Genomic DNA, 20,644 nt, shown 5'->3' with positions numbered 1-20,644 from the left:
GAGGGGGGGTGGGGGGGGGGGGGGGGAAGGAGTAGTTTTAAGGTGGTTCCAGAAAACTAAATTAATAATCGGAGGGATAAGGGTGAACGCTTTTTTTATGGAAAGCAGATTTGGATGGGTATGTAAGGCGATTTCGATGTTTTTGGTGGTTTGTGCAATTATGGCAATTGGCATACCTCAGACCGGGGCTTATGGTGCATCAGAAGAATATAGGATGAAGTTGTTTAATCAACAATATGATGATATCGATTATGCTAGGCTGCAGGATTTTACCAGAGATGTTTTACATGATTATGAGTCAGGATCTCAATTGCAACTAGACTATAACTTTTACCCTATTTATGATATGGATTCCGTTAGATACGCGTTTTTAATTCCTTTAAAGAATGGTAATACGTATACCGGGTTTGTTATAATGGGAGCCATAGATAACTACTATGAGCCTCTTGTTATTTCAGATGACGAGCCTTTGCTTACAGAGGCGTTGGTTGAACATGCACGCTACAATGAAATAATATTTAACTTTCCATTTGGATTTGTTGTTAAACAAGGTGCTGATATGTATGAAGTTGGTCATGATTTATCGTTAAAAAGGGTTGTTATTGGGGAATACCAAATATAAGCACAATGAGGTCTCGATTTGTGGATTTTGCACGGAGTAGAAATGTAGTTTTGACTCCAGTTATAGATAATTCACCCTGGACGATTGTAAATGTTAGTAACTACATTAGGGCTGGATTAAACTCTGATTGTCCTGTTCTAATGATCACTTGGAATACGTCGGCTATAGAGGATTTAAGAAATCATTGGGTGACAATAACAAACTATTTTACAAGTTCTGGAACCAGGTATATTACGACATCAAACTGGGGATATAGGCGGAATTACAATCTTGATATCTGGTTTAACACCGGTACAGCCTATCAGGGTGTCCAGTACTTTAGATGATCTTGGATTAGTAATTATCGAAGGTAGCTGACCACATCAAACTGGGGGTGTAAGGTATTTCTCAATATTTTCCTCTTTACGTTTTTGCTTTGTTGATTGCGGTTGCGGGTGCTGTTGTGGCATATAAGACAAAAAAAAGATTTAGGAATGTTCTCTTGTTGTTGCTAATGGCGGCACTGGTGTTTGGCGGTTTTATGAATCTTATCGCACCACAACGTGCCAGTGAAAAACTAAGATTAGATTCTTTTTCCGATTTTGCTGCAGAACTGCAATCCGATTACAATTTGCAGGCGGTTGACGCTCGGGCGCAAAAGCTGGCGGATATAAGTGTCTACATCTATTCAGCCAATCAGCTGAGCACTGAGGCCAGGGAAGAAATCCAGGAAAAACTACGGATTTTCTTCCGCCAAAGTGATGTATGGCATGCTGTGCTCAGTGACTACTTTCCAAGAGAATCAAAGTTTGAGCTCAATGTATTGTATTATGAGGAAGATATTAAACAACCATATATGTCAGAGCAAAGGATTAATCTTGTCAGGCCTTAAAAGCAGTCAGCCACGGAAGGCATAGCGTGCCAAAAGGATTTAGTTTTATACCTTCTACCATAGATTGTATGACAGCAGGAACGAACCTTTGTCGTTGCATCTAACTAAATTTTAATACTACTATATAAAAACCGCCTGTTATGGGCGGTTTTATCATATCAGCGATTGATAAAATTTGGCTTGGAAACTGTAGCGCCGCCCGGACAAGGGACCTGTCCCCCTGTCCGGGTTAGCGTTTTTCGTCCTCCGGCAGGTCCAGGGCCAGCGTGCAGCCGGGGTTGAGGATGTTGTTAGGGTCTAAGTGGCGCTTAATCGCCCGTAGGAGCTCCAGTTCGTTTTTGCCGAGAGCATCTTCGTACCAGGGCGCCAGCATGCGGCCGATGCCGTGGTGGTGGCTGAGGGCAGCGCCGGCTTGGCGGATGTGGTCGATGACCCCCGCCTGATATTCCAGATATTCCTCAGGTTCCATGCGGGCGATGAAGATAAAGTAGAGGTTGGTGCCCTGGGGGTAGAAGTGTGATGAATGAGACATACAGATTGTCTGAGGCCGAGATTTGCAGTACGCCCGCACGTACTTCCAGACCTCGTGCAGTCGGTCCCAGGGCACGGCGCATTCCAAGGTGTCGATGATTACCCCGTAATCCTGGAGGTCTTCCCGCATATACGGATCCATAAAGCGTCCGTGTTCCCAGCGCCGGGTCACGTAACCGGTGGTGCTCATGGCGCCGTGTTTCTTCGCTATCTTATGGACCATGCGCTTGATATGGCGGCTGAAGCCCGCCTCGCCGTCGGCGGTGCCCAGAAGCAGGCAGCGTTCGCCCTGCTTATAACCTCGGGCCTGCATCAGCTTGTCAATCACCGTGCCCTCGACGCCGTAAAGCTTGAGGCCGACATCGGTCTCCTCCGGGTCTGAAAGCCGGAACACAGAGGGCAGGCCAAACTCGCCCTGGGATATTTCCCGCACCGCGTTGAGGGCGCTCTGCCAGTCCCGGAAGATATAGCTGAAGCGCCGGGTGTTCTCGGGCATGTAACGGTAAATCTTCAGGGTCGCCTCGGTGAGAATGCCATAAGCGCCTTCGGAACCAATCATAATCTGGTCGATATCGGGACCAATCGCTTCTTTGGGATACTCTTTGGTCACTATATCACCCACCGGGGTCACGTACTCTTGACTAATCACCAGATCCTCAATCTTCCCATAATATGTGGAGTTTTGCCCGGCGCCCCGGGTGACAATCCAGCCGCCAATCGCAGCCGAGTGGAAGGACTGGGGCAGGTGCCCGCCGGTGTAGCGGAGTTTTGTGCCAAACAGTTCTGGCGCCCGGTTCAACTGCTCCTCATAATCTGGCCCCATCATCCCCGCCTGGACAGTTACCGTCTGGTTCTCAGGATTGAGCTTGACAATCTTGTTCATATGCACCCGCATATCCAGGGAAATGCCCCCCTTGGGGCACTCAGTGCCCCGCATAACCGAGGAGCCGCCGGCAAAGGGTGTGATTGGGATTTTATGTTCATTGCACCAGCGGATTAGGGCGCGGATATCTTCCTTGTGCCGGGGCGCAACCACCGCATCCGGCAGGTTTTCGATAATCTTCTTGCGCAGGCGGACAAGATCGTAGATCATCTTGCCATAGGCCACCCGCAGCCGGGAATAATCATCAATGTGGACATTTTCCGGACCGACGATTGCCCGGAGTTCGTCAAGCTGCGCTTCGCTCAAATTTATCGGAACGTCAAAGGAGACCTGCTCTTCGCCCACATCCCGGGGCATCTCAAAGTCCGCGTCGGTCATGGCGAAGGTCTGCTTCATCAGGCGGTAGAGGCGCTTATTGGGGTGTTTGAACTGGTCAGGATAACCCCAGCGAAAAATAGATCGGTATGATTGCTCCGGCGCCGGTTTATGATACCAATTGGGCTGAAACTCCTTGTCTTTGGCCACAGAATCACTCTCCCTATTCCACTTTTTCCGGGTAATTCAAAATCTCCCGGATTTCGTTGTACAGCGGGCGCAAAGTTTTATACATCCGCCGGTAGACCCGGTTATATAATTGCTGATAGATTTTTGCCCGCTCGGGGTCGGGCAGAAACTCACGTTCATGCCTGACCATAGCTGCGACGGCCGCGGGAAAATCGGGATGCAATCCCAGCCCCACAGCGGCAACAATCGCCGCCCCCAGGCCACTGGCTTCGCTGGTCTCCCCCCGGTAGACGGGGCGGTTGAACATATCGGCGGTTATTTGGCAGATATCGTCGCTCTGGGAACCGCCGCCGGACACATAGAGTTTTTTCACCGGCGTTTTGCATACCGCCTCAATCCTGGCCAGGCCGTCTAAGAGGGCATAACCCAGGCCCTCAATCACGGCCCGGTACATATGGGCCCGATTGTGGATATCGCCAAAACCAATCATTGCGCCCTTGGCCTCGGGCATCTTCAGGCCCGGGCCCCAGAAGGGCTGGAGCATCAGGCCCATGGAGCCGGGCGGCACCGTGCGCAGCAGCCGGTTGAGGAGCTCCTCGGGAGCAATTCCCTCTTGCTGGGCCTGAACCATTTCCCGGGAGCCAAACTCTTTTTTGAACCAGCTGGTCATCCAATAACCCCGGAAAATCTGGACCTCCGGATTGTAAAATCCGGGGACCGGCGCCACATAGGCGGGCATAAACCGAATCGGCTCCACATATCGCCGGGAAGCGGTCTGGACGGTGGCAGTAGTGCCAAAGCTGAGGCTGGCGGCACTGCACTCCAGGCAGCCCGTGCCCAAGGTCTCGCAGCCTTTATCGGAGCCGGCGGCAATCACCGGCAGGCCGGCGGGCAGTCCTGTAGCCGCCTCCGCTTCCGCACTGACTGAGCCCAACTCTTCCCCCGGTTCCACCAGGTCCACCAGTTTTTCCGACTCCACCTTAAACAGCACCGACTTAAAATCTCCCGGCGGCGACCAGCGCCGCTTTTTATTGTCAAAGGGGACATGACCGATTTGCGAAGCCACCGAGTCCCGAAACTCTCCCGTCAGGCGCTGGTTGAGGAAGGCCGAGACCTGCAGAACCTTGTGGGTCCGCTTCCAGATTTCCTGTTGGTGCTGGCGCAGCCAGTTAATCTTCGCTTCCTTCTGGAGTATTGCGACAGCCAATTTTGCTCTGCGTTCGGCCTTGCGCTGATCCAGCCAGGTAATTGCCGGACGCAGGGGTACACCGGCGCTATCTACATTTATCACCGTGTTCCGCTGCGCGGTAACCGCTAAGCCGGCAATTTGGCTGAACAGTTCCGGCTGCCGCGTCTTTAAATTAGCGCATGCCTCACACAGACTCTGCCAATAGATTTCGGCGTCCTGCTCGGCCCAACCAGGCTGGTCGCTGAAATATGGCTCATACGCCACCTTTTCCCTTGCCAACAGATGGCCTTCTCCGTCAAAGATCAGGGCACGTAAACTCTGGGTTCCGCAGTCAATGGCCAGGAGCAGCGCGCTCATATTCATTCCCCCCGCTAAACATATCGTCGGTGGCAATCAGCGGCACGTCGGTGCCGGGAATCTTTGCCAACACCATGTCCCCGGGCCGCAGCCGTTTTTCCACCTGTAGAGAGTTTATCACCTCCATCACCGAATGGACAGACTGGAGAGGCACTTCGCCAGCAGTTCGGACCGGAAGCCTAGGAAAGTCGGGGAAAATCGTTCTGACTGTGGTGGTCAGGGAGCGGGTGGGACAAGTCCGTTCCTGAATCGCATACTCTCGGCCCCGGGGGCAGCGGTTTCCCTCCACCACCAGCTCCTCGTCCGAGCCGGAAACACTTAACTGGCAACTTAAGGGACATTGCACACAGACAAATGTACGCATCACTTCACCTCCTCAAGACTGAATTCCACCGCTTGAGCGGGGAAGGGGTCCAGCTCTAAGGCAATCCTTTCCATCTCTGGTGGCCGCAGCTGCAAGTAGCGCTTGCTGAATAGCTCGCGGGCGCCCGAACGCACCACTAGGCGCACATTTTCCATGCTGCTGGTGGCCCGGAAAAACATAACCGCCTCCCCTCCCGGCGCCAAGCGCTGCGGCACAACCGTCATAATCTCGGGTCCCCAGCCCACAGGCAGCGTGCCTCGAATGCCGCCCTCCCGGGCATAGCGGGCAGCCGCCCTTCCCGCCAACTTACCGCCTTCGGAAACATAATCCACCAGATCATTGACAAAGGCGGCGTTGCCACAACTAAATAGGCCCGGAACACTGGTGTGAAAGTTCTGATCCACCACAGGCCCGCCGGTTTTAGGGTCGATATCCACACCCAAGGACTCGAGGCTGTCATTTTCCGGAATCAGGCCCACCGACAGCACCAGAGTGTCACAGGGCACCACCTGCTCACTGCCGGGCAGCGGCTTGAGGTCGGGACCGACTTTCGCTACAGTCACCGCCTCCACCCGCTGGGCGCCGTGGACCCGGGTTACGGTGGTGCTCAGATGCAAGGGAATGTCAAAGTCGTCCAGGCATTGAACCACATTGCGGGTCAGCCCTGAGGGCTCGGTCTTAATCTCGTACACCCCCACAACCTCTGCACCCTCTAAGGCCAGGCGCCGGGCCATGATCAGGCCGATGTCCCCGGAGCCGAGGATTACGCACTTCCTGCCGGGCAGCCAGCCGTGAATATTTACCATGCTCTGGGCGGTGCCCGCCGTATAAACACCGGCGGGCCGATCGCCGTGGATAAAGACCTGGCGGGAAGTGCGCTCGCGGCAACCGGTGGCCGCCACCAGCGCCCGGGTTTGGACCGGAAACATACCCTGTTCCGGGTTCTGGAGCATCAGCCTGAAACCCGTCTCACTTCTGTCCAGCTCCATCACATACGTCCCGGTCAGCACCTGAATATCCCGTTTACGCAATTGGCCAATATCCCTCTGAGCGTACTCGGGTCCCGACAACTTCTCCTTATAGCGAACGATACCAAAGCCGTCGTGTATACACTGTTTGAGAATGCCGCCCAGACGCTGCTCCCGCTCCACCAGCAGAACGCTGGCGCCCTGCTCATGAGCGGCAATGGCCGCCGCCAGGCCTGCCGGTCCGCCGCCAATTACAAGCACATCACTGCTCAGCATTGCTCTCCCCCCCGGCTTTTGTTAACCCGGCAACTAACTCGCTGCCCGGCTCCCGCTTGGTAATTGTTGTCACATCCCGAGCTACCTCCCGGGCAATAATGCCAATCAAAGCCGGTGTGCAGAAACCACCCTGACAGCGACCCATTCCAGCCCTTACCCGCCGTTTCAGAGCATCCAGGTTGGTGGCAGGCAACGGGCTCCGGAGGGCGGCGATGATTTCGCCCTCGGAAATTAACTCGCAGCGACAAACGATTCTTCCATACGCGGGTTCGGTTGCAATTAACTTGTTCCGCTCCGGAAACGAGAGTTTTAACGGCTCAGGTGGTCCTTGCCTCTTGGGATTAAACCGCGTATTTGGTCGCACTTCCATCTGTTTTTGCAATGAATCCACCGCCATCTCGGCCACATCTTCGGCAATCGCCGGCGCCGAAGCGAGGCCGGGTGACTGAATTCCAGCTACATGGATTAAGTTGGTCACATCCCGGGAGGGCTCGATTATGAAATCCTCCTCAAAAGTACAGGCCCGGGTGCCGGCGAAGTAGGTAATCACGTCCCGGGGACGGAGTGTGCGATTTAGTGGTAGATGCCGTCGAAACAGGAATTCCATGTCTTCGGAGCTGGTGCTGTAATCCTCCCGGTGAGGCACCTCGGTTGCCGTCGGCCCGGCGAGGATATTCCCTTTCACCAGCGGGGTGAGGCCCCCGCCCTTGGTGTGGGAATCACTGCCCAGGGCCAGCCGTCCAAACACCATGGACTGACTGGCGCCAGTCTTTTTGTCCAGGATGGCAATTACACCCTTCCGGGCATGGATACTAAAATACTGGTCATCGGCCAGGGCCGCCACTTTATCTGCCCAGACGCCGGCGGCATTGATCACCAATCGCGCCCGCAATGTCCCGCGGTTTGTGCGCACACCGACAATGCGCCCGGCTTCCATGTCAAACCCCAAAACGACAGTATTTAGAAAGAATTGGGCCCCGTTTTGAATCGCATTTTCTGCATAGGCCACCGTCACCTTGTACGGCGCCACCACTCCGGTCTCAGGCAACAACAGCGCACCCCGCTGCCCAGCGCCAACATTCGGCTCCAACCGACGGAGTGCTCCCGGACCAAGCATCCGCACACCCTGGACGCCCTTTTGCTTTGCCTGGATTCGGGCCAGGGGCGCCAACAGGCGATGCCAGGACTTTTCCAGCACCGCAGCGGATCCCGGCCAGTTCAGCTCAAACCCCAGTTCTGCGGCCACTTGCTTGTAGGCCCGATTGCCCCGGAGGTTGTAATGATGTTTTTTGCTGCCCAGTTTCACAGCCATTGCCGGATGCACCATGCCGTTGTTGCGGCTGGAAGTGTGCTTGGCAACGTCATCTTCCTTTTCCAGCACGGCCACAGACAAATTCCAACGCATTAACTCCCGAGCAACGGCGCAACCGATAATGCCGCCGCCAACGATGGCCACATCCACCGCTTCGCCTGTCAACACCTGGTCCTGCAGCGTGGGCAAAGTCATTGGCGCCGGTGTCAGGCCTTTGACACTGAGATTATTAACCACTCCCCGGAAACCATAACCGACGACCGTATAACCAGCGGCTATATATTGTTGCCAACTGTCCACAATCCCCTCTAAGACCAGCGCCCCCCGATTTTCACGAACTTCCAATTGTCTAAACCCCTTGGCAATCAGGGACTTGCGCACCCTTGCCAACTGCTCCACGGTTCACTCACCCTCCATTTGTCCGTATGTCCGGACTTTTACTTTGATTCTACCTCCTCTTGTAGCGACCGTCAAGGAAATATCTTACTTTAGGAGCTCCAATTTTCCCACCCCGGGCAGAGGTTTGCACTCGCCCCGGGCAGCGGCAATAATCCCTCTTATGGCAAGGGCGACCAGTAACGGCCAGCTTAAAAACACCAGCAACCAACCAAACCGGGGCACCAACCAGAGCAGGTGACAGAACAACGCCACCCCCAGCAAGAGCAACCCCTGGTTCGCGTGAAACATGGCAAACCGGGAATCAGGAATAAAGATCAGGGGCATAAGAAACACCAGATACGCCGACATCGCCAATAAAGTTTCCCGGTCATCAGGGCGCTGGACGCTCATACTTACACCTGCCTCACCTGAGAAGTCTACCCTGTGTTTTGCTCAAACCAATTCTTTATCGACGTTCATTGTTTGAAACTTTAGATGTTACATCCACTACTATAATCTATGCTCACGAGTGCTTACATTTGTCTGCAAAAAAACTGTGCCCAGGCACAGTTTAATCAGCGAACCGACTGTTTTCTTTTTTTAACAGCCCCAAATATAATTGCCGCAATTAGCAAGCTAACGCCGATAATCACGCCGCCCGCCAACAGAGGGGAGACAATCCAGACCCGGGTCGTCGCCTGCAACTGATTATACCCTGGGGTTAGCGACCAAGTAAGGGTGGTTGATGACTCCGAGGGTGATTCCACCAGCTCGGCATTACCCGCGGTATACCGTCCCGGCAGGGTAAATTGCACTTCCATATCCATTTCATCCAACCTGGAAGCAATCTCGCTCAGAAATTCCCGCTCCCGTTCCGGCAGCTCGCTGAGGGAATCATCGTCAAAAAAATTGCCCAGATCTATTGCTAAGTCCAGACTATATTGCTCATAGAGCCAGGTGCCTGAGCGTCGGAACTGAGCGCTGGAAAATGGTCCCCGGGCGCCGGTGAGATTGCTCTCCACCAACGCTTCCAGGTGTCGGGAACTATTCGCCTGCAGATGTAAGCGTCCGCCCACTTCGTTTTCAGTTATCCCGGGATAGATAGTGAAGCCCAGACTGCGCCAATACTCCACGGTGTCCGCCAAAAGTTCGCGACCGCCGGCATCCAGGGTCTGGGTGTCAAACTGCAAATAGTTTTGAATGATGAATTGGTTATCGCCGGTTATTTCATATCCTAGTTGGGCGCTGCCGCAGCCGGACATAATAAATATCAGGGCCAGCATAATCAAGAGATGTTTTTTCATCAGCCCAGCTCCTCTCCAAAAACGAATCTGCCCTTACTTCTCCGGATAAACAAAGAATTCCTGCTCTTTTGCTGGTTCATAGGAAATGATATAATTTTTTTAGCTAAAAACGGAGGGACTGCGATGCTAAAAAGACTGGTTAAAATAGTTATAATCTTAGCGGTGCTGCTCCCCTGGCCAGGCACGGCCCTGGCCCAGCAACCACTGGCCCGGTGGCTTGCTCCTGAGGGAATTGAGTACATCAGCTATTCTCAAACCTGGACAAAACAGAAATTATCTGCACTCCATGACGAATTGAAACAAAATACTCACGGCTCAGAACTGGCTTACCTGGAAAGCGTCAGCATTTATCCCCACTCCGATAATTTTGCCAACGGCACGTATGAGCAGGTGGACCGGGCCTGGATTCTCAGTATACAGGCCAACGGGTTTTTACCACCCAGCCACCTGTACCGGACGAGAATGGGGCAGATTTCGCTGTATAACGGCGACCAACGCGATTCCCCCGAGGCGATGGCCAGAACCCTGGCCCATGAATATGGCCATCACTTCACCTACTTCCACTTTTTTGACCGTAAACACTGGCGCAATAGTGAATACTACCTGTTACGCGATCTCGGCCAATATCCGCTGGTGGATGATTATGCCTCCATGGGTGTGGAACTATACAAGGATTACTGGGCCTGGGACGTGGGCGAAATTGCGGCTGAAGATTACGTTCAATTGATGGGCTCTCCCACCGCCCGCCAGCTTGTTACCGGAGTTATGGATATCCGGGGCATGCTCAGCTATTCGCTGGCGAACCCCGGGGTGCCGGAGTCGCGAATCTGGACAGATAATCTTCAACCCACCCGCGGGGGCAACACATATCCCCACGGCAACATCTTCCTGCCCCTGCCTTTAGAAACTCCGGGACTGGCCGAATACTTTTATTCCTACCTCGACCAGGAACCGCTCCTGACCTTCAGGGAAGTCAGGGCACCTGAACTCAGCTATACCCAAACAGCTCCGGACCAATATCTCTTCACCTGGCAGCCCGTCAGCTCCGATGCCAACATCCTCTATACATTGATGGCGTATGATGAGCAGCGCAACTCATGGTCGGCGATAAAAACGGTCCGCGGCCCCGATGATAACGAAGCGCTTGTCGGCACCGCCCGGGAAGGCCGTTACTCCTGGTCCGATAATATTGCTCAGGGCACAAAGCATTTCCGCATCTACGCAACATATCCCGATGGGTATATGTCCAGCTCCCCGGTGGTGAGCGTCCGTTTCTCAGGAGAGCCGACGACAAAAGAACCTATAGACCGAAACAGCGAAGATTACAGTCTCAGTGTCAGCGCCAGCCAGACCGAGACCCGCAGCCAGGCGCCAATTGCTGTGGAGTTGAACTGGCACTGGCGAACCCTGATGGATTCACCCCTGCTTTTGGCCCAGGCAATCGCAGTGACAGATAGCCCGGAAACCCCGGACATCTGGGACTGGCAACAGCCTGAAGACCTGAATACCACCACAGTTGACCTCGAGCAGCCCGGCACCTGGTATATCCATTATCATTTGGCCAATGATCAGGAAACAGCCAGAGGAACCTTCGGGCCCTATATAATAGAAGAACAATAAAGCGCCCACATGGGCGCTTTATTAGTTACCGATTTTTATTTTTGTTGTTGCCGTTATTACCGTTATTGCCTTTATTTCCGTTGTTGCCGTTATTATTGCGGACAGCGTCCCGGATAGAGTGACCGGGGGGAGTGTTCTTTTCCCTGTCTTCCTTTTTCAATTGACCGGGAGGAGTGTTCTTTTCTTTCTTATCCTTGTCATTCAATTCTTCGTTGCCCTCAGCGGTCTCGGTGGTTTCGTCAGCTTCCGTCAGTTCTTCATCTTCATCGGGAGCTTCGGTGCCTTCTTCCTGCTCCTCCTCGGGCTCTTCTTCGTCATCCAACATACCGTTACGAGCCAGCCAACGCTCCCGCTGACGATAAGCATTTTGGATAGCCCTTTCCAGCCCCAGGCCATTGGACCTTTCCTGAACTTGTTTCAGATGCTCAATCCGACGTAGATACTTGTCGTAATTACCTTCATCTTCTTCGTCATCGTCGTCCTTGCCGTCACCCAGCCAATCCAAGGCCTCACCCAGGTTATCCATTGCCTTTTCTACCTTGGCAACCTCCTCCTCGGTTAGCTCCAAGGATTCAAGTTCCTCTTCATCGAGATCCGCGAATCTGTCCAAAAATCCTTCCGAATATTCCTTGAGCTCCTCGGCAAGCTTGGTAAACATTTCGATTTCTTTTTCAGTCAATTCTTCATCAATATACTTTTGCTCCAGAGCGGCCAATTCCCGGGCCCGCTCCTCGGCCAAATCGGCCCTGAGCTCATCCTTATTTTCTTCGTTGAAGGTAAAGAAAATGCGAACATTCTCTACAAACCGCTTCAGGAAGTAGAATGGAGAGTCGGGTAGCAATGCCGGGGGATCTTCGGGGTCCGGGTCGGGAACAATTGCTTCCGCGTCCTCATCAAGATCCACCGCAATATCACCGGTGAAAGTTTCATCTTCAATCACCACAGTCACAACGCCCTTGTTGGGAACAACATCCTTGGGCTCGTGCCAGGTGTTTGCCCAATAACCGTCTGCTTCATAATCAAACCCAGCTAGCGCAAACGGAGAGGACAAACCGCTCAGCCCCTCCAGGCCGTCCCAGTTAATGAGTTCGTTGGTGGCTAATTTCAGGTCGTCCCTGTACAGGTCAACCGTAATTGCCTCTACCTCATCCACCGTCAGCTCGTCAAGGGTAAACTCAAAGCTGTATCCTTCATACAAGCCTGTAGTAACCACCAGTCGGGAGACACTCACCAGACTAGTCTCAGGTTCTTCTGCTTCAGGATCTTCAGTCTCGGGTTCCTCCATATCGGGGTCCCCAGGTTCAGAGTCCTCGGGTTCGGGAGTTAAATCGGTTTCCTCTTGCACTGTCTGTTCTTCTTCGCCCTCTGTTCCTTCAGCGGCAGCCAAGCCCGGAAGCATGGTAACCACTAGCGCGAAGGCGAAAAAAATTGCTAAAAACTTTTTCAATGTAATACCCACCCTTCTTTGGTTTCTATTACTACATTCGAACTAAACCACAAAAAAAGGGGGTTTTAGCGGAAAAAATTTTTTCCATATTATAACTAAAGGCGCCCGTAGACGCCCAAACAAACAATTTTCATCCGGGATCCCGGCCAATATCCGAGTTCGAAAAGACTCACTAAGTTTGGTTGCCTTGACGCCGGGCCTGCAGGGCAAAGCCTGCAACCAGCAAAACCACACCGAACCCGGCGCTAACTCCGGTGGCAAACCGAATTGGAGAAGCCACTAAAGTGGTGAACAACTCATTGAAAGCAAGTTCCCCCCAACCCGGGAAAACCGCCAGTGACAAGCCGGCAAGCATGCCGGCGCCCAAAAACGCCGCCCCCAGGAGTGCCACAGCACGAAGCCGGAAGCAAAGCACTGTGGCCAGGATAAGGATGGGCGTTAACAGCAGCAGCGCCCGCAGCGCAAACAGCCACCGCTTCGCCCACAGAAGCCAGCCCTCAAGCGTGGGCTCCGACCTGCTCCGAAAATGCTCCCAAAAATCCACGTTATCCGGAAACGACTCGGATAGTTGCCGCTCCATTTCCCTGGCCGCCAGTCTATATGCCGGTTGGCGCAACAACCGCGGCAGACTCTCCAACAAGCGCACCTGGTCCGGGTCTGCCCGCTGTAAAATTGCAATAAAGCTTTCATACTCCTGAATTTGGGCAAGCAGTTGCTCCTTAACAGACTCCAAACTCAACTGGTATTCCAGTTTCCTTCCGTCACGGAGGTGAAATAAGAGTGAAAGCGCAAGTTCAGGCAGATTGTCCCGCAAGTGCGGTTCCAAATCCACAAACGTCAGTAGCCACAAGCCCTCCTCCAACTCCCCGGGTGCCAGCGGCTGTCCGTCGGCACCCGGAAGTCGTGTCTGAATTTGCCTGTGCAATTCGTTATAGTCCAGCTCCGCTAGCACCTGCCGGAGGTTTTGCTCTGTCAGGACCGCCAGGGGTGACGCCAATACCAGCACTACTGCCAGAAGCAATGCCAAAACAACTGTTATCCCCCAGCGCATACTCAATTACCCCCAATCAGGCAGTATCGAAACGGCGCCGAACAGAGCACCGGCAAAACTCAACACATTTACCGCCAGAAATCCGATGCCAATGTCACGCCAAATATTAAAAATCAGCTGTGGCGCACCCAAAAATTCAGACATGCCGGGGAATTCAAGTTTAACGGCAGTTAGCGCCGCAGTATAACCATAACGGGCTAGGGCCCAAAGCACAAAGACGCCGGCCGCCGCCACCAGCGCGGCACTACCAATACCCCATAAACCCCGTTGCCGGCCAATTAGAATCAAGGCCGCAACCAACACCACAGCCAGCGCCAATGGGATATAAACCAGGGATTGAAAAGTTCTGTATCCGCTCCGCAAGACGTTCAAATCCTCGGCACCTGCTTCACCGAGAAAGATCTCCCCTATGTCTACCGCTTCTGGGAGTGCTTCGGCAAGAAAAAGGTCGGCCTCTGCGGCAAACTCGGCATGGACCTGTTCTCTAGCCACCTGGGGCAAGTCCGCGAGCAGTTCTGGCTCCTGTGATTCCAACAAAGTAACAAAGTCATCATAATCCTGATAATAGCCAGATACTGCTTGGTGGACCGGTTGCAGATCTACAACTAGTTCCGGCGACCCGTCTCCGCGAATGAACCGCAGGACGCTGACCATTCCCGTCTCCATAGCAGCAGCAATGTATACGTCGGCTTCGGCCAGTTCCAGCATCTCAAGGAAAAACGCAAGCTCCTCATCTGCTTCTTCCTCAATCATGGCTTCGTGTTCCAACACAAAACTTACAAAGCGCGTGAATTCCACTTCGCGTGTGAACTCTGCAATGAATCGCTCCGACAAAAGGGAGTTTACTCCCCAGGTCAGCGCCCCAAACAGCAACGTAAGCGTCAAAACCAATGACAATAGGACAATTACAAACACTCGCATTATATTTCCCCGTTTCCGTATAACAGAAGGGGGCAGACAGCCCCCCCTGACAAAAAAGCGGATATTATATTCCCAATATCCCATGTTTAAATATTAGACAGTCGACATCTATATCCTTCCGATGTGTCAGACAAAGTTAACGGAGTTTGCCCAGGGCCACATTGGCGGCCACCAGCACCGGGTCCCAAACCGGACTAAAGGGCGGCGAATAACTGAGGTCCAGCCCGGCCAATTGCTGCAGACTGCAGCCGGACTGGATGGCGGCAGCCAGGACATCGATGCGTTTCGCGAAGTTGTCGCTGCCAACCATTTGCGCCCCCCAAACCTTGCCTTCGTGGTCAAACAGCAGTTTCACCGTTCCTTTCCCCGCTTGAGGATAGTAGCCGGCACGGTTGTTGACCTCCACCCGCACTGATAACAGCTCTTTACCCAACGTCTCAGCCTCGCGATTGCTCAAGCCAGTGCGACCGATTCCCAGCTCCATGACTTTCACTATCCCGGTGCCAACGATGCCGGCAAACTCTGCCTGACCGCCGACGACGTTTTCGCCGGCAATCCGCCCCTGCTTGTTGGCAGTAGTCCCCAGGGGAATGTATGTGTTGTCCTGATACAGCTCGTGCCAGGCGACAGCGCAATCGCCGGCGGCATAGATATCGGGCAGATTGGTCTCCATGCGCCGGTTGACCCGGATTGCCCCCCGCACGCCCAGTTCGATACCTGCATCCCGGGCCAGCTCGCTATTTGGCGCAACCCCGACAGCGATAATTGCCAGATCACAAGGCACAGTCCCCTGATTGGTGCGCACGCCCCGGACAGTCTCTTCGCCAATGAACTCCTCGACGGCGACACCGGTTTGCACATCCACACCCTCAGCCAGCAGATAATCCCTGACAATTTTCGCCATCTCCGGATCAATCGTTCCAGCGATTTGCTCTGAACGCTCTATCACACTAACTTCCAAGCCCTTAAGTCGCAAGGCCTCCACCATCTCGAGGCCAATATAACCGCCTCCGACAATCACAGCTCGCTTCGCGCCGGCTTCGATGGCGGCTCTAACCGCTTCCGAATCAGGAATCGAGCTGACGGTAAAAATATTGGCCAAATCGCTATTGCCAATTGGCGGCAGCACCGGCCGGGCGCCGGTACAAATAACCAACTTATCATAGTTGACCGTTTGTTCCTCTCCGCTGGCGTCAAGCACAAGCAGTTGTCGTTCTTTTGGCAGAATCTTTTTCACCTCATGGCCAACATTAACCTCAATACCCTGACGAGCAAATTCCTCCTGGGTGCGGGCAATTAACTGCGCCTGGTCCTGCACCACATCTCCTATATAGTAGGGCAGACCGCAGGCGGCATAAGATACATTATCCTCCCGTCCGAAAACCCGAACCCGGGCCTCGGGCTCGGTCCGCTTTGCCTTACTGGCGGCACTCATGCCGGCAGCGACAGCGCCGATTACCACAACATCCATTTCATCCACCTCGCAAAAATACTCTCTTTATTGAAGTATTTAACCAACACAGGGAAAATTCCTGCCATTTGCAGGTCGAAGCAATAACCCCGATACTGCATTAGTATCGGGGACATGCTTATTCAAGCATCGACGCTGCCTTCTCCCGCACTGCCTGTTGCTGTTCATGCCCGAGGGCAAGTTTAATGACTATGGCAATCAGACTAATTACCGGAATATTAATCAGGAGCCGGGCGCCGGTAAATACAGGCCCCATGGCGGCCAATTCAAACATCATTAATGGGATTTTTGTAGTGGACCAGGCGCCGATAAAAATGGCCACATTGGTAAAGGAGGCGCCTTTTTTCAAGAGCAGAGCGGCTACGGGAAATGCAACGTACAGGGGCCCTGCCGCGGCAGAGCCAAGAAAGAAAGCCAGTCCCACCCCCAACAGGCGGGAGTTACCGCCCATAAGCCGGATTAAGGTTTCCCTGGGCACCCAGACGTCCAGCAGTGCCATCAGGATAAAGATTGGCGGCAGAATGACAATCAGCTGCATCAGACTGCTGAAAGTTAATTGCACTGCCCGGACAGAGACATTCCAGTCAATCACGGCACTGAGTAGAAGCACGCCTGCGGCCCCAACCACAAGCAGGTAGCGCTTGTTAAGTTTCATACTCCCACCACCCAATAGACGAAATATGCGATAACGAAGGAAAAAGCAAAGGCAAGTCCGTTACGCACCAGAGTAAACCGACGGCCAAAATAGCGAATCTCCAGGGGTGCCGTTGCCACTCCTACCATCATCAAGGTTGAGATAAAGACGGCAATCTGCAAAGTACCTGCACCGCCCTCCAAAAGCATTGCTGCGGTGGGAAAGGCAATGAAGGCAGGAATCAAGGTAATCGCCCCGACAACAGCACTGAGCACGAGTCCCAACACGCCAGATTCAGCGCCCACTAGACTGGAAATGGTCTCTGCATCCATCACAGCCAAAACCACTCCGATAAAGATAATGATCGACAGCATCTCCGGCAGGATATTCATGAACGATTTGCCGGCTTTTTTAAACACCAGTTTCGTTTTCTGTTTGTTTTTATGCCAGGACACGGCCAATAGCACCAAGGCAAGTACATATACTGCAATATTGTACACACTACCGCCTCCAATTCAATATACGCCCATTATACCCCCACATGGTATGATGGGCAAGTTCATCCACTCCCAGTTTAGTTGGTATAAATAGCTAAAGCAGTGCGAAAAATCACCGTTCCCACCTCTTTGTCGTGGAAGTTTAGCTTTGGCATTTAGCCAATAAGTATTTTTATAAAAAAACGTCTGTTCGCTTTAAACAGACGGTTTCTGGTTAGTCCCATACGCTAATTGGGTGTATATTCTTTTCAACAAACTCCATTTCGATATTCCGTGGCACGTTGAGCAACATAATCTGCCGATTGAACAAAAGATTGACAGCTATGCCCGCCGCCGTAATCCGGGCCCGGGTCATCGCCTTTGAAAAACTGCACCTCGGTGAAATCTCTGGAAAACGACGCCAGCTCCACTTCATAAAACGGTGGCGGCGTGATTACCAGCTGTTCATCCCGCAGTTCTACCGCATAAGATCTGATTAAATCGGCAAACTGCGGGGCAACTCCATATTCGATAACCTCTACTTTATCGCCATCCGTGCGCTCCACCAGCACCCAAAGGCCGGATAGCGGCTCGGTGGCGGTAATCACCAGGCTTCCCCCCGGGGGAGCAAATTGCCACTGTTCCCGCACGTGAATCCCCGCAAACTGGTCTTGCCATCCCTCCCTGGACTCAAAGGACCACTCGCTCCGAGTATCGCCGCTGGCGGCATCTCGCTCAGGGTATTCGGACAGCAGATAAAACGCAGCCAAGGATACGGTTAAAAACACGCAATAGGCCAGCACAACGGATTTTACAAGCTTGAAGCGCTTCGCAGCCACCTCCTAATCAAAAGACATTTTCCCCGCGGCCTCATCGCCGCACCTCTAGTTTGTTGGTAATCAGGGCAGCCGCACCAAACATCAGGATAGCCACAACCAGGGCTTTTAAGACGAAGACCAGCAACGCCGATTCGGTAATCAAAAAATCAACCATCCTGAGCAAAAACCTGAATTCAGTACGAGCTTCCATGATTAAGCTCCCCAGCAAAACCGCTGGCAGAATCACCACCAGGGGCTTAAACAGTTGGACCAGGGCGCCGAACATGTAGCCAAGAGCGCTAACCACAAACATGTAGAACACAGTCGCCACCAGGCCCGTCAAGAGCTCACCGGGGCCGAGATAGAAATTATTGGCAATAATATGCTCCACTCCAACCGACACATAAATTAAGTTCCGGAGCAAAATGCTGCCCAGCACCGCGGTAAAACCGGCAAGTACGCTGGCCAAGGCCAAAAAGCAAACATTGGCGAAATTACTGCTCAAGCGATTGGACACAAAGGCAAAATCACTATTGCGACTAATTTCAGTTGTGAGGGCAAAGGCAATAATCGCCGCCCAGATCAGCGTAAAAGCAATCAACCCTGAACCAGAAAACACCCTGATGGTTATTTGAAGCTGACCAGTGCTGGAGCTACTGGTACCGCTCATGCCGCTAAAGAGAAAGAAGAGAGCAATTGCCTGGACAACCATCATTGTAATGAACATGCCGCTATTGGCCTTTAGCTTAAAAACCAACTGTCTTTTAACAACGGACCAGAGATTAGTCCTGGTTGAATACATCGTCGATCCCTCCTTTGCCCCTGCTGGTCAGATAAATACATAAATCTGCTGCGTTCACCGGCAGCACTTCCAGACCTGCCCCGCGGGCAGCCTGGACATCACTGGCCGAAAACTGATTCTCAACAACAGCATATTGACCGTCCTTGCCGAAACGCTCCCGATGGAGAAGTTCTTTGTCTTTTGCAAACCGGGCAATTATATCGGGGTGACCACGGAGGCCGACTGCATATTCTTTGAGGTCTGCCACCGACATATGCAGAAGTTTGCTGCCCTTGTCAATCAGTAGAACGTCCTCTAACAGATTCTCTATCTCCCCCAGCAGATGACTGGATAGAATTATCGTCCGGGGATGCTGCAAATAGTCATTGAGCAAGGCCCGATAGAAATCCCTGCGCACCGCTGCATCCATGCCCGTGGTTGGTTCATCGAAAACTGTCAGGGGGCAACGGGCAGCAATGCCAATAATCATGTTAAATGTACTCTTCTTGCCCTTGGATAGCCTCTGATGAGACTGGTTTGGATTCAACTCGAAATACTCAAACAAGCGCTCGGCCAGCCCCGCATCCCAATTGGCGTAAAATCCACCGGCGGCTGTCAGAAGCTCAGCAGTGCTGAGAGGCTGGCGGGGAAGGTCATGTTATCGTCAACAAAAACCATGTTTGCTGCGACATTCAGGCTATTAAATGGCACCTCACCAAGGACCTGCAAATCCCCTGCGGTAGGTAGCAAATATCCCGCCATCATCTTAAGGAGCGTAGTTTTATCAGCGCCATTGGGCCCGATCAGACCGGTTATCTTCTCACCTTCAATCGTAAAGGACAGATTATTGACAGCACGCACACTGCCAAACTGTTTGTTTAACCCGCTGCTCTCAACTACGATGAAAACAGGTTTATGGAAGCTATTGCAAAAATCAGTGAAGAATACCAAGCAGACAAGTTTATCTGGAATTAAGGTCTAAGCTATGAGTTTCGGAGTTCCGAAAAGAAGCCTTGCCACTATAATCGATACGTTAGCACTGTTCGGAGATATTGAAGAGGCCGCTGTCTTTGGCAGCAGGACAATCGGTAATCACAAAAATGGCTCGGACATAGACCTTGTCATCTATGGTGCCAACATCCGAGAGGCCACCGTTGACAAATTAAAAATCTTGTTGAATGAAGAACTGCCTTTACCCTATCACTTTGATGTCATACACTATGAACAACTTACATCCCCGTCACTTAAAGAGCATATTGACAAATACGCCAAACCACTATACACAAAACCCGCCTGAAAGCAGGCGGGTTTTCGGTGTGGAATTATTGCTTTTGTATCCGGAAACTTAAAACAGGCGTCACGCCAAGTTCCACTGTGCCGGTAGCGAGCACCTTATACTCAGCTACCGCTTCTTTATTCGTAACAATCAACGCAGTGTGCATATGCTTTCCGGCGGCAAGAATCGTCTCACTGTCAAAGCGAATCAGAGGCTGGCCGGACTCCACCTCCTGGCCTTCGGCGCAAAGCGGCTCAAAGCCGGCGCCGTCCATGTCCACGGTGTCAAGGCCCAGGTGCAACAATAAATCCAGCCCTTCCCAGGTGCGCAACACCAAAGCGTGGTTGCCGGGCAAAACTTTGTGAATCTTGCCGGCCGCAGGCGCCACCAACAAATTGCCTGTGGGCATAAAGCCAATGCCCACTCCCAGCATGCCGCTGGCAAAGATATGGTCGGGAAAATCGGTCAGTGATACAACATCTCCATCCAAGGGCGCCATCAACTGCAGGACATCGCTGCCTAGATTTGGGGTTTGCCGGTTGGAAGTATGCTGTTCATAATTGTTCATTCTTTCACCCCTACAAAATAGT

The 20,644-nt window shown here is 52.7% G+C and carries 21 protein-coding genes and 1 pseudogene; 5 read left to right on the top strand and 17 right to left on the bottom strand.

What is annotated here, in order from left to right:
- Nucleotides 1-82: 82 nt before the first annotated feature.
- Complete coding sequence (locus tag FH749_04770) at nt 83-622, top strand: hypothetical protein (protein ID MTI94791.1); 540 nt, start codon at nt 83-85, stop codon at nt 620-622.
- A gap of 442 nt (nt 623-1,064) precedes the next feature.
- Entirely contained in the window at nt 1,065-1,493 is a 429-nt protein-coding gene (locus FH749_04765; protein ID MTI94790.1) for a hypothetical protein, read from the top strand.
- A 229-nt stretch (nt 1,494-1,722) separates the two neighbouring features.
- On the opposite strand, the gene FH749_04760 is transcribed toward FH749_04765, so the two are convergent.
- From FH749_04760 to FH749_04730, 7 genes are all read right to left on the bottom strand, one after another.
- A complete protein-coding gene (locus FH749_04760) occupies nt 1,723-3,432 on the bottom strand; it encodes an FAD-binding oxidoreductase (protein MTI94789.1) in 1,710 nt (569 codons plus the stop codon).
- 13 nt (nt 3,433-3,445) lie between these two features.
- Nucleotides 3,446-4,963: a carbohydrate kinase gene (locus tag FH749_04755; GenBank protein ID MTI94788.1), complete on the bottom strand. Its 1,518-nt coding sequence runs from the start codon at nt 4,961-4,963 to the stop codon at nt 3,446-3,448.
- Nucleotides 4,932-5,321, bottom strand: coding sequence for a DUF1667 domain-containing protein (locus FH749_04750; protein MTI94787.1), 390 nt, complete (start codon nt 5,319-5,321; stop codon nt 4,932-4,934). Before FH749_04750 ends, FH749_04755 begins: the two co-directional genes overlap by 32 nt.
- Entirely contained in the window at nt 5,321-6,565 is a 1,245-nt protein-coding gene (locus FH749_04745) for an FAD-dependent oxidoreductase (protein ID MTI94786.1), read from the bottom strand. The genes FH749_04750 and FH749_04745 overlap by 1 nt, the downstream gene beginning before the upstream one ends.
- Nucleotides 6,552-8,276, bottom strand: a complete 1,725-nt coding sequence (locus FH749_04740; GenBank protein ID MTI94785.1) for an NAD(P)/FAD-dependent oxidoreductase — start codon at nt 8,274-8,276, stop codon at nt 6,552-6,554. The genes FH749_04745 and FH749_04740 overlap by 14 nt, the downstream gene beginning before the upstream one ends.
- An 84-nt stretch (nt 8,277-8,360) precedes the next feature.
- Nucleotides 8,361-8,666: a hypothetical protein gene (locus FH749_04735; GenBank protein MTI94784.1), complete on the bottom strand. Its 306-nt coding sequence runs from the start codon at nt 8,664-8,666 to the stop codon at nt 8,361-8,363.
- A gap of 164 nt (nt 8,667-8,830) precedes the next feature.
- Nucleotides 8,831-9,559 carry a DUF3153 domain-containing protein gene (locus FH749_04730; GenBank protein MTI94783.1) on the bottom strand — a complete coding sequence of 243 codons (729 nt, stop codon included), beginning with the start codon at nt 9,557-9,559 and terminating at the stop codon, nt 8,831-8,833.
- A gap of 123 nt (nt 9,560-9,682) precedes the next feature.
- Between FH749_04730 and FH749_04725 the strand changes: the two genes are divergently transcribed.
- On the top strand, nt 9,683-11,179 hold the full coding sequence (locus FH749_04725) for a hypothetical protein (GenBank protein ID MTI94782.1): 1,497 nt from the start codon (nt 9,683-9,685) through the stop codon (nt 11,177-11,179).
- Between the two features lie 25 nt (nt 11,180-11,204).
- Here FH749_04725 and FH749_04720 read toward each other — a convergent pair whose 3' ends face one another.
- On the bottom strand, nt 11,205-12,230 hold the full coding sequence (locus tag FH749_04720) for a hypothetical protein (GenBank protein ID MTI94781.1): 1,026 nt from the start codon (nt 12,228-12,230) through the stop codon (nt 11,205-11,207).
- Nucleotides 12,231-12,273: 43 nt separating this feature from the next.
- Between FH749_04720 and FH749_04715 the strand changes: the two genes are divergently transcribed.
- Nucleotides 12,274-12,672, top strand: a complete 399-nt coding sequence (locus FH749_04715) for a hypothetical protein (GenBank protein MTI94780.1) — start codon at nt 12,274-12,276, stop codon at nt 12,670-12,672.
- Between the two features lie 126 nt (nt 12,673-12,798).
- Here FH749_04715 and FH749_04710 read toward each other — a convergent pair whose 3' ends face one another.
- From FH749_04710 to FH749_04675, 8 genes and pseudogenes are all read right to left on the bottom strand, one after another.
- A complete protein-coding gene (locus tag FH749_04710; GenBank protein MTI94779.1) occupies nt 12,799-13,677 on the bottom strand; it encodes a hypothetical protein in 879 nt (292 codons plus the stop codon).
- Nucleotides 13,678-13,683: 6 nt separating this feature from the next.
- Nucleotides 13,684-14,598: a hypothetical protein gene (locus FH749_04705; GenBank protein MTI94778.1), complete on the bottom strand. Its 915-nt coding sequence runs from the start codon at nt 14,596-14,598 to the stop codon at nt 13,684-13,686.
- Nucleotides 14,599-14,734: 136 nt separating this feature from the next.
- On the bottom strand, nt 14,735-16,069 hold the full coding sequence (locus FH749_04700; protein ID MTI94777.1) for a pyridine nucleotide-disulfide oxidoreductase: 1,335 nt from the start codon (nt 16,067-16,069) through the stop codon (nt 14,735-14,737).
- 118 nt (nt 16,070-16,187) lie between these two features.
- On the bottom strand, nt 16,188-16,724 hold the full coding sequence (locus tag FH749_04695; protein ID MTI94776.1) for a permease: 537 nt from the start codon (nt 16,722-16,724) through the stop codon (nt 16,188-16,190).
- Nucleotides 16,721-17,203 (bottom strand): permease, encoded by a 483-nt coding sequence (locus FH749_04690; GenBank protein MTI94775.1) that lies wholly within the window; start codon nt 17,201-17,203, stop codon nt 16,721-16,723. The genes FH749_04695 and FH749_04690 overlap by 4 nt, the downstream gene beginning before the upstream one ends.
- A gap of 245 nt (nt 17,204-17,448) precedes the next feature.
- Nucleotides 17,449-17,967 (bottom strand): hypothetical protein, encoded by a 519-nt coding sequence (locus FH749_04685; GenBank protein MTI94774.1) that lies wholly within the window; start codon nt 17,965-17,967, stop codon nt 17,449-17,451.
- Between the two features lie 82 nt (nt 17,968-18,049).
- Entirely contained in the window at nt 18,050-18,799 is a 750-nt protein-coding gene (locus FH749_04680; GenBank protein ID MTI94773.1) for a hypothetical protein, read from the bottom strand.
- A pseudogene (locus FH749_04675) lies at nt 18,780-19,681 on the bottom strand (ABC transporter ATP-binding protein). Before FH749_04675 ends, FH749_04680 begins: the two are co-directional and overlap by 20 nt.
- Nucleotides 19,682-19,763: 82 nt before the next feature.
- Between FH749_04675 and FH749_04670 the strand changes: the two are divergent.
- Nucleotides 19,764-20,075: a nucleotidyltransferase domain-containing protein gene (locus tag FH749_04670; GenBank protein MTI94772.1), complete on the top strand. Its 312-nt coding sequence runs from the start codon at nt 19,764-19,766 to the stop codon at nt 20,073-20,075.
- A 25-nt stretch (nt 20,076-20,100) separates the two neighbouring features.
- Here the strand turns inward: FH749_04670 and FH749_04665 are convergent, their stop codons facing one another.
- Nucleotides 20,101-20,622, bottom strand: coding sequence for a PTS glucose transporter subunit IIA (locus FH749_04665; protein MTI94771.1), 522 nt, complete (start codon nt 20,620-20,622; stop codon nt 20,101-20,103).
- Between the last annotated feature and the right edge of the window lie 22 nt (nt 20,623-20,644).

This window comes from Bacillota bacterium (assembly GCA_009711825.1).
In the GTDB taxonomy this organism is placed as follows: Bacteria; Bacillota; Proteinivoracia; order UBA4975; family VEMY01; genus VEMY01.
Note: the sequence above shows the minus strand (reverse complement) of the source record. Positions and strands in the feature narration are given on the sequence as shown.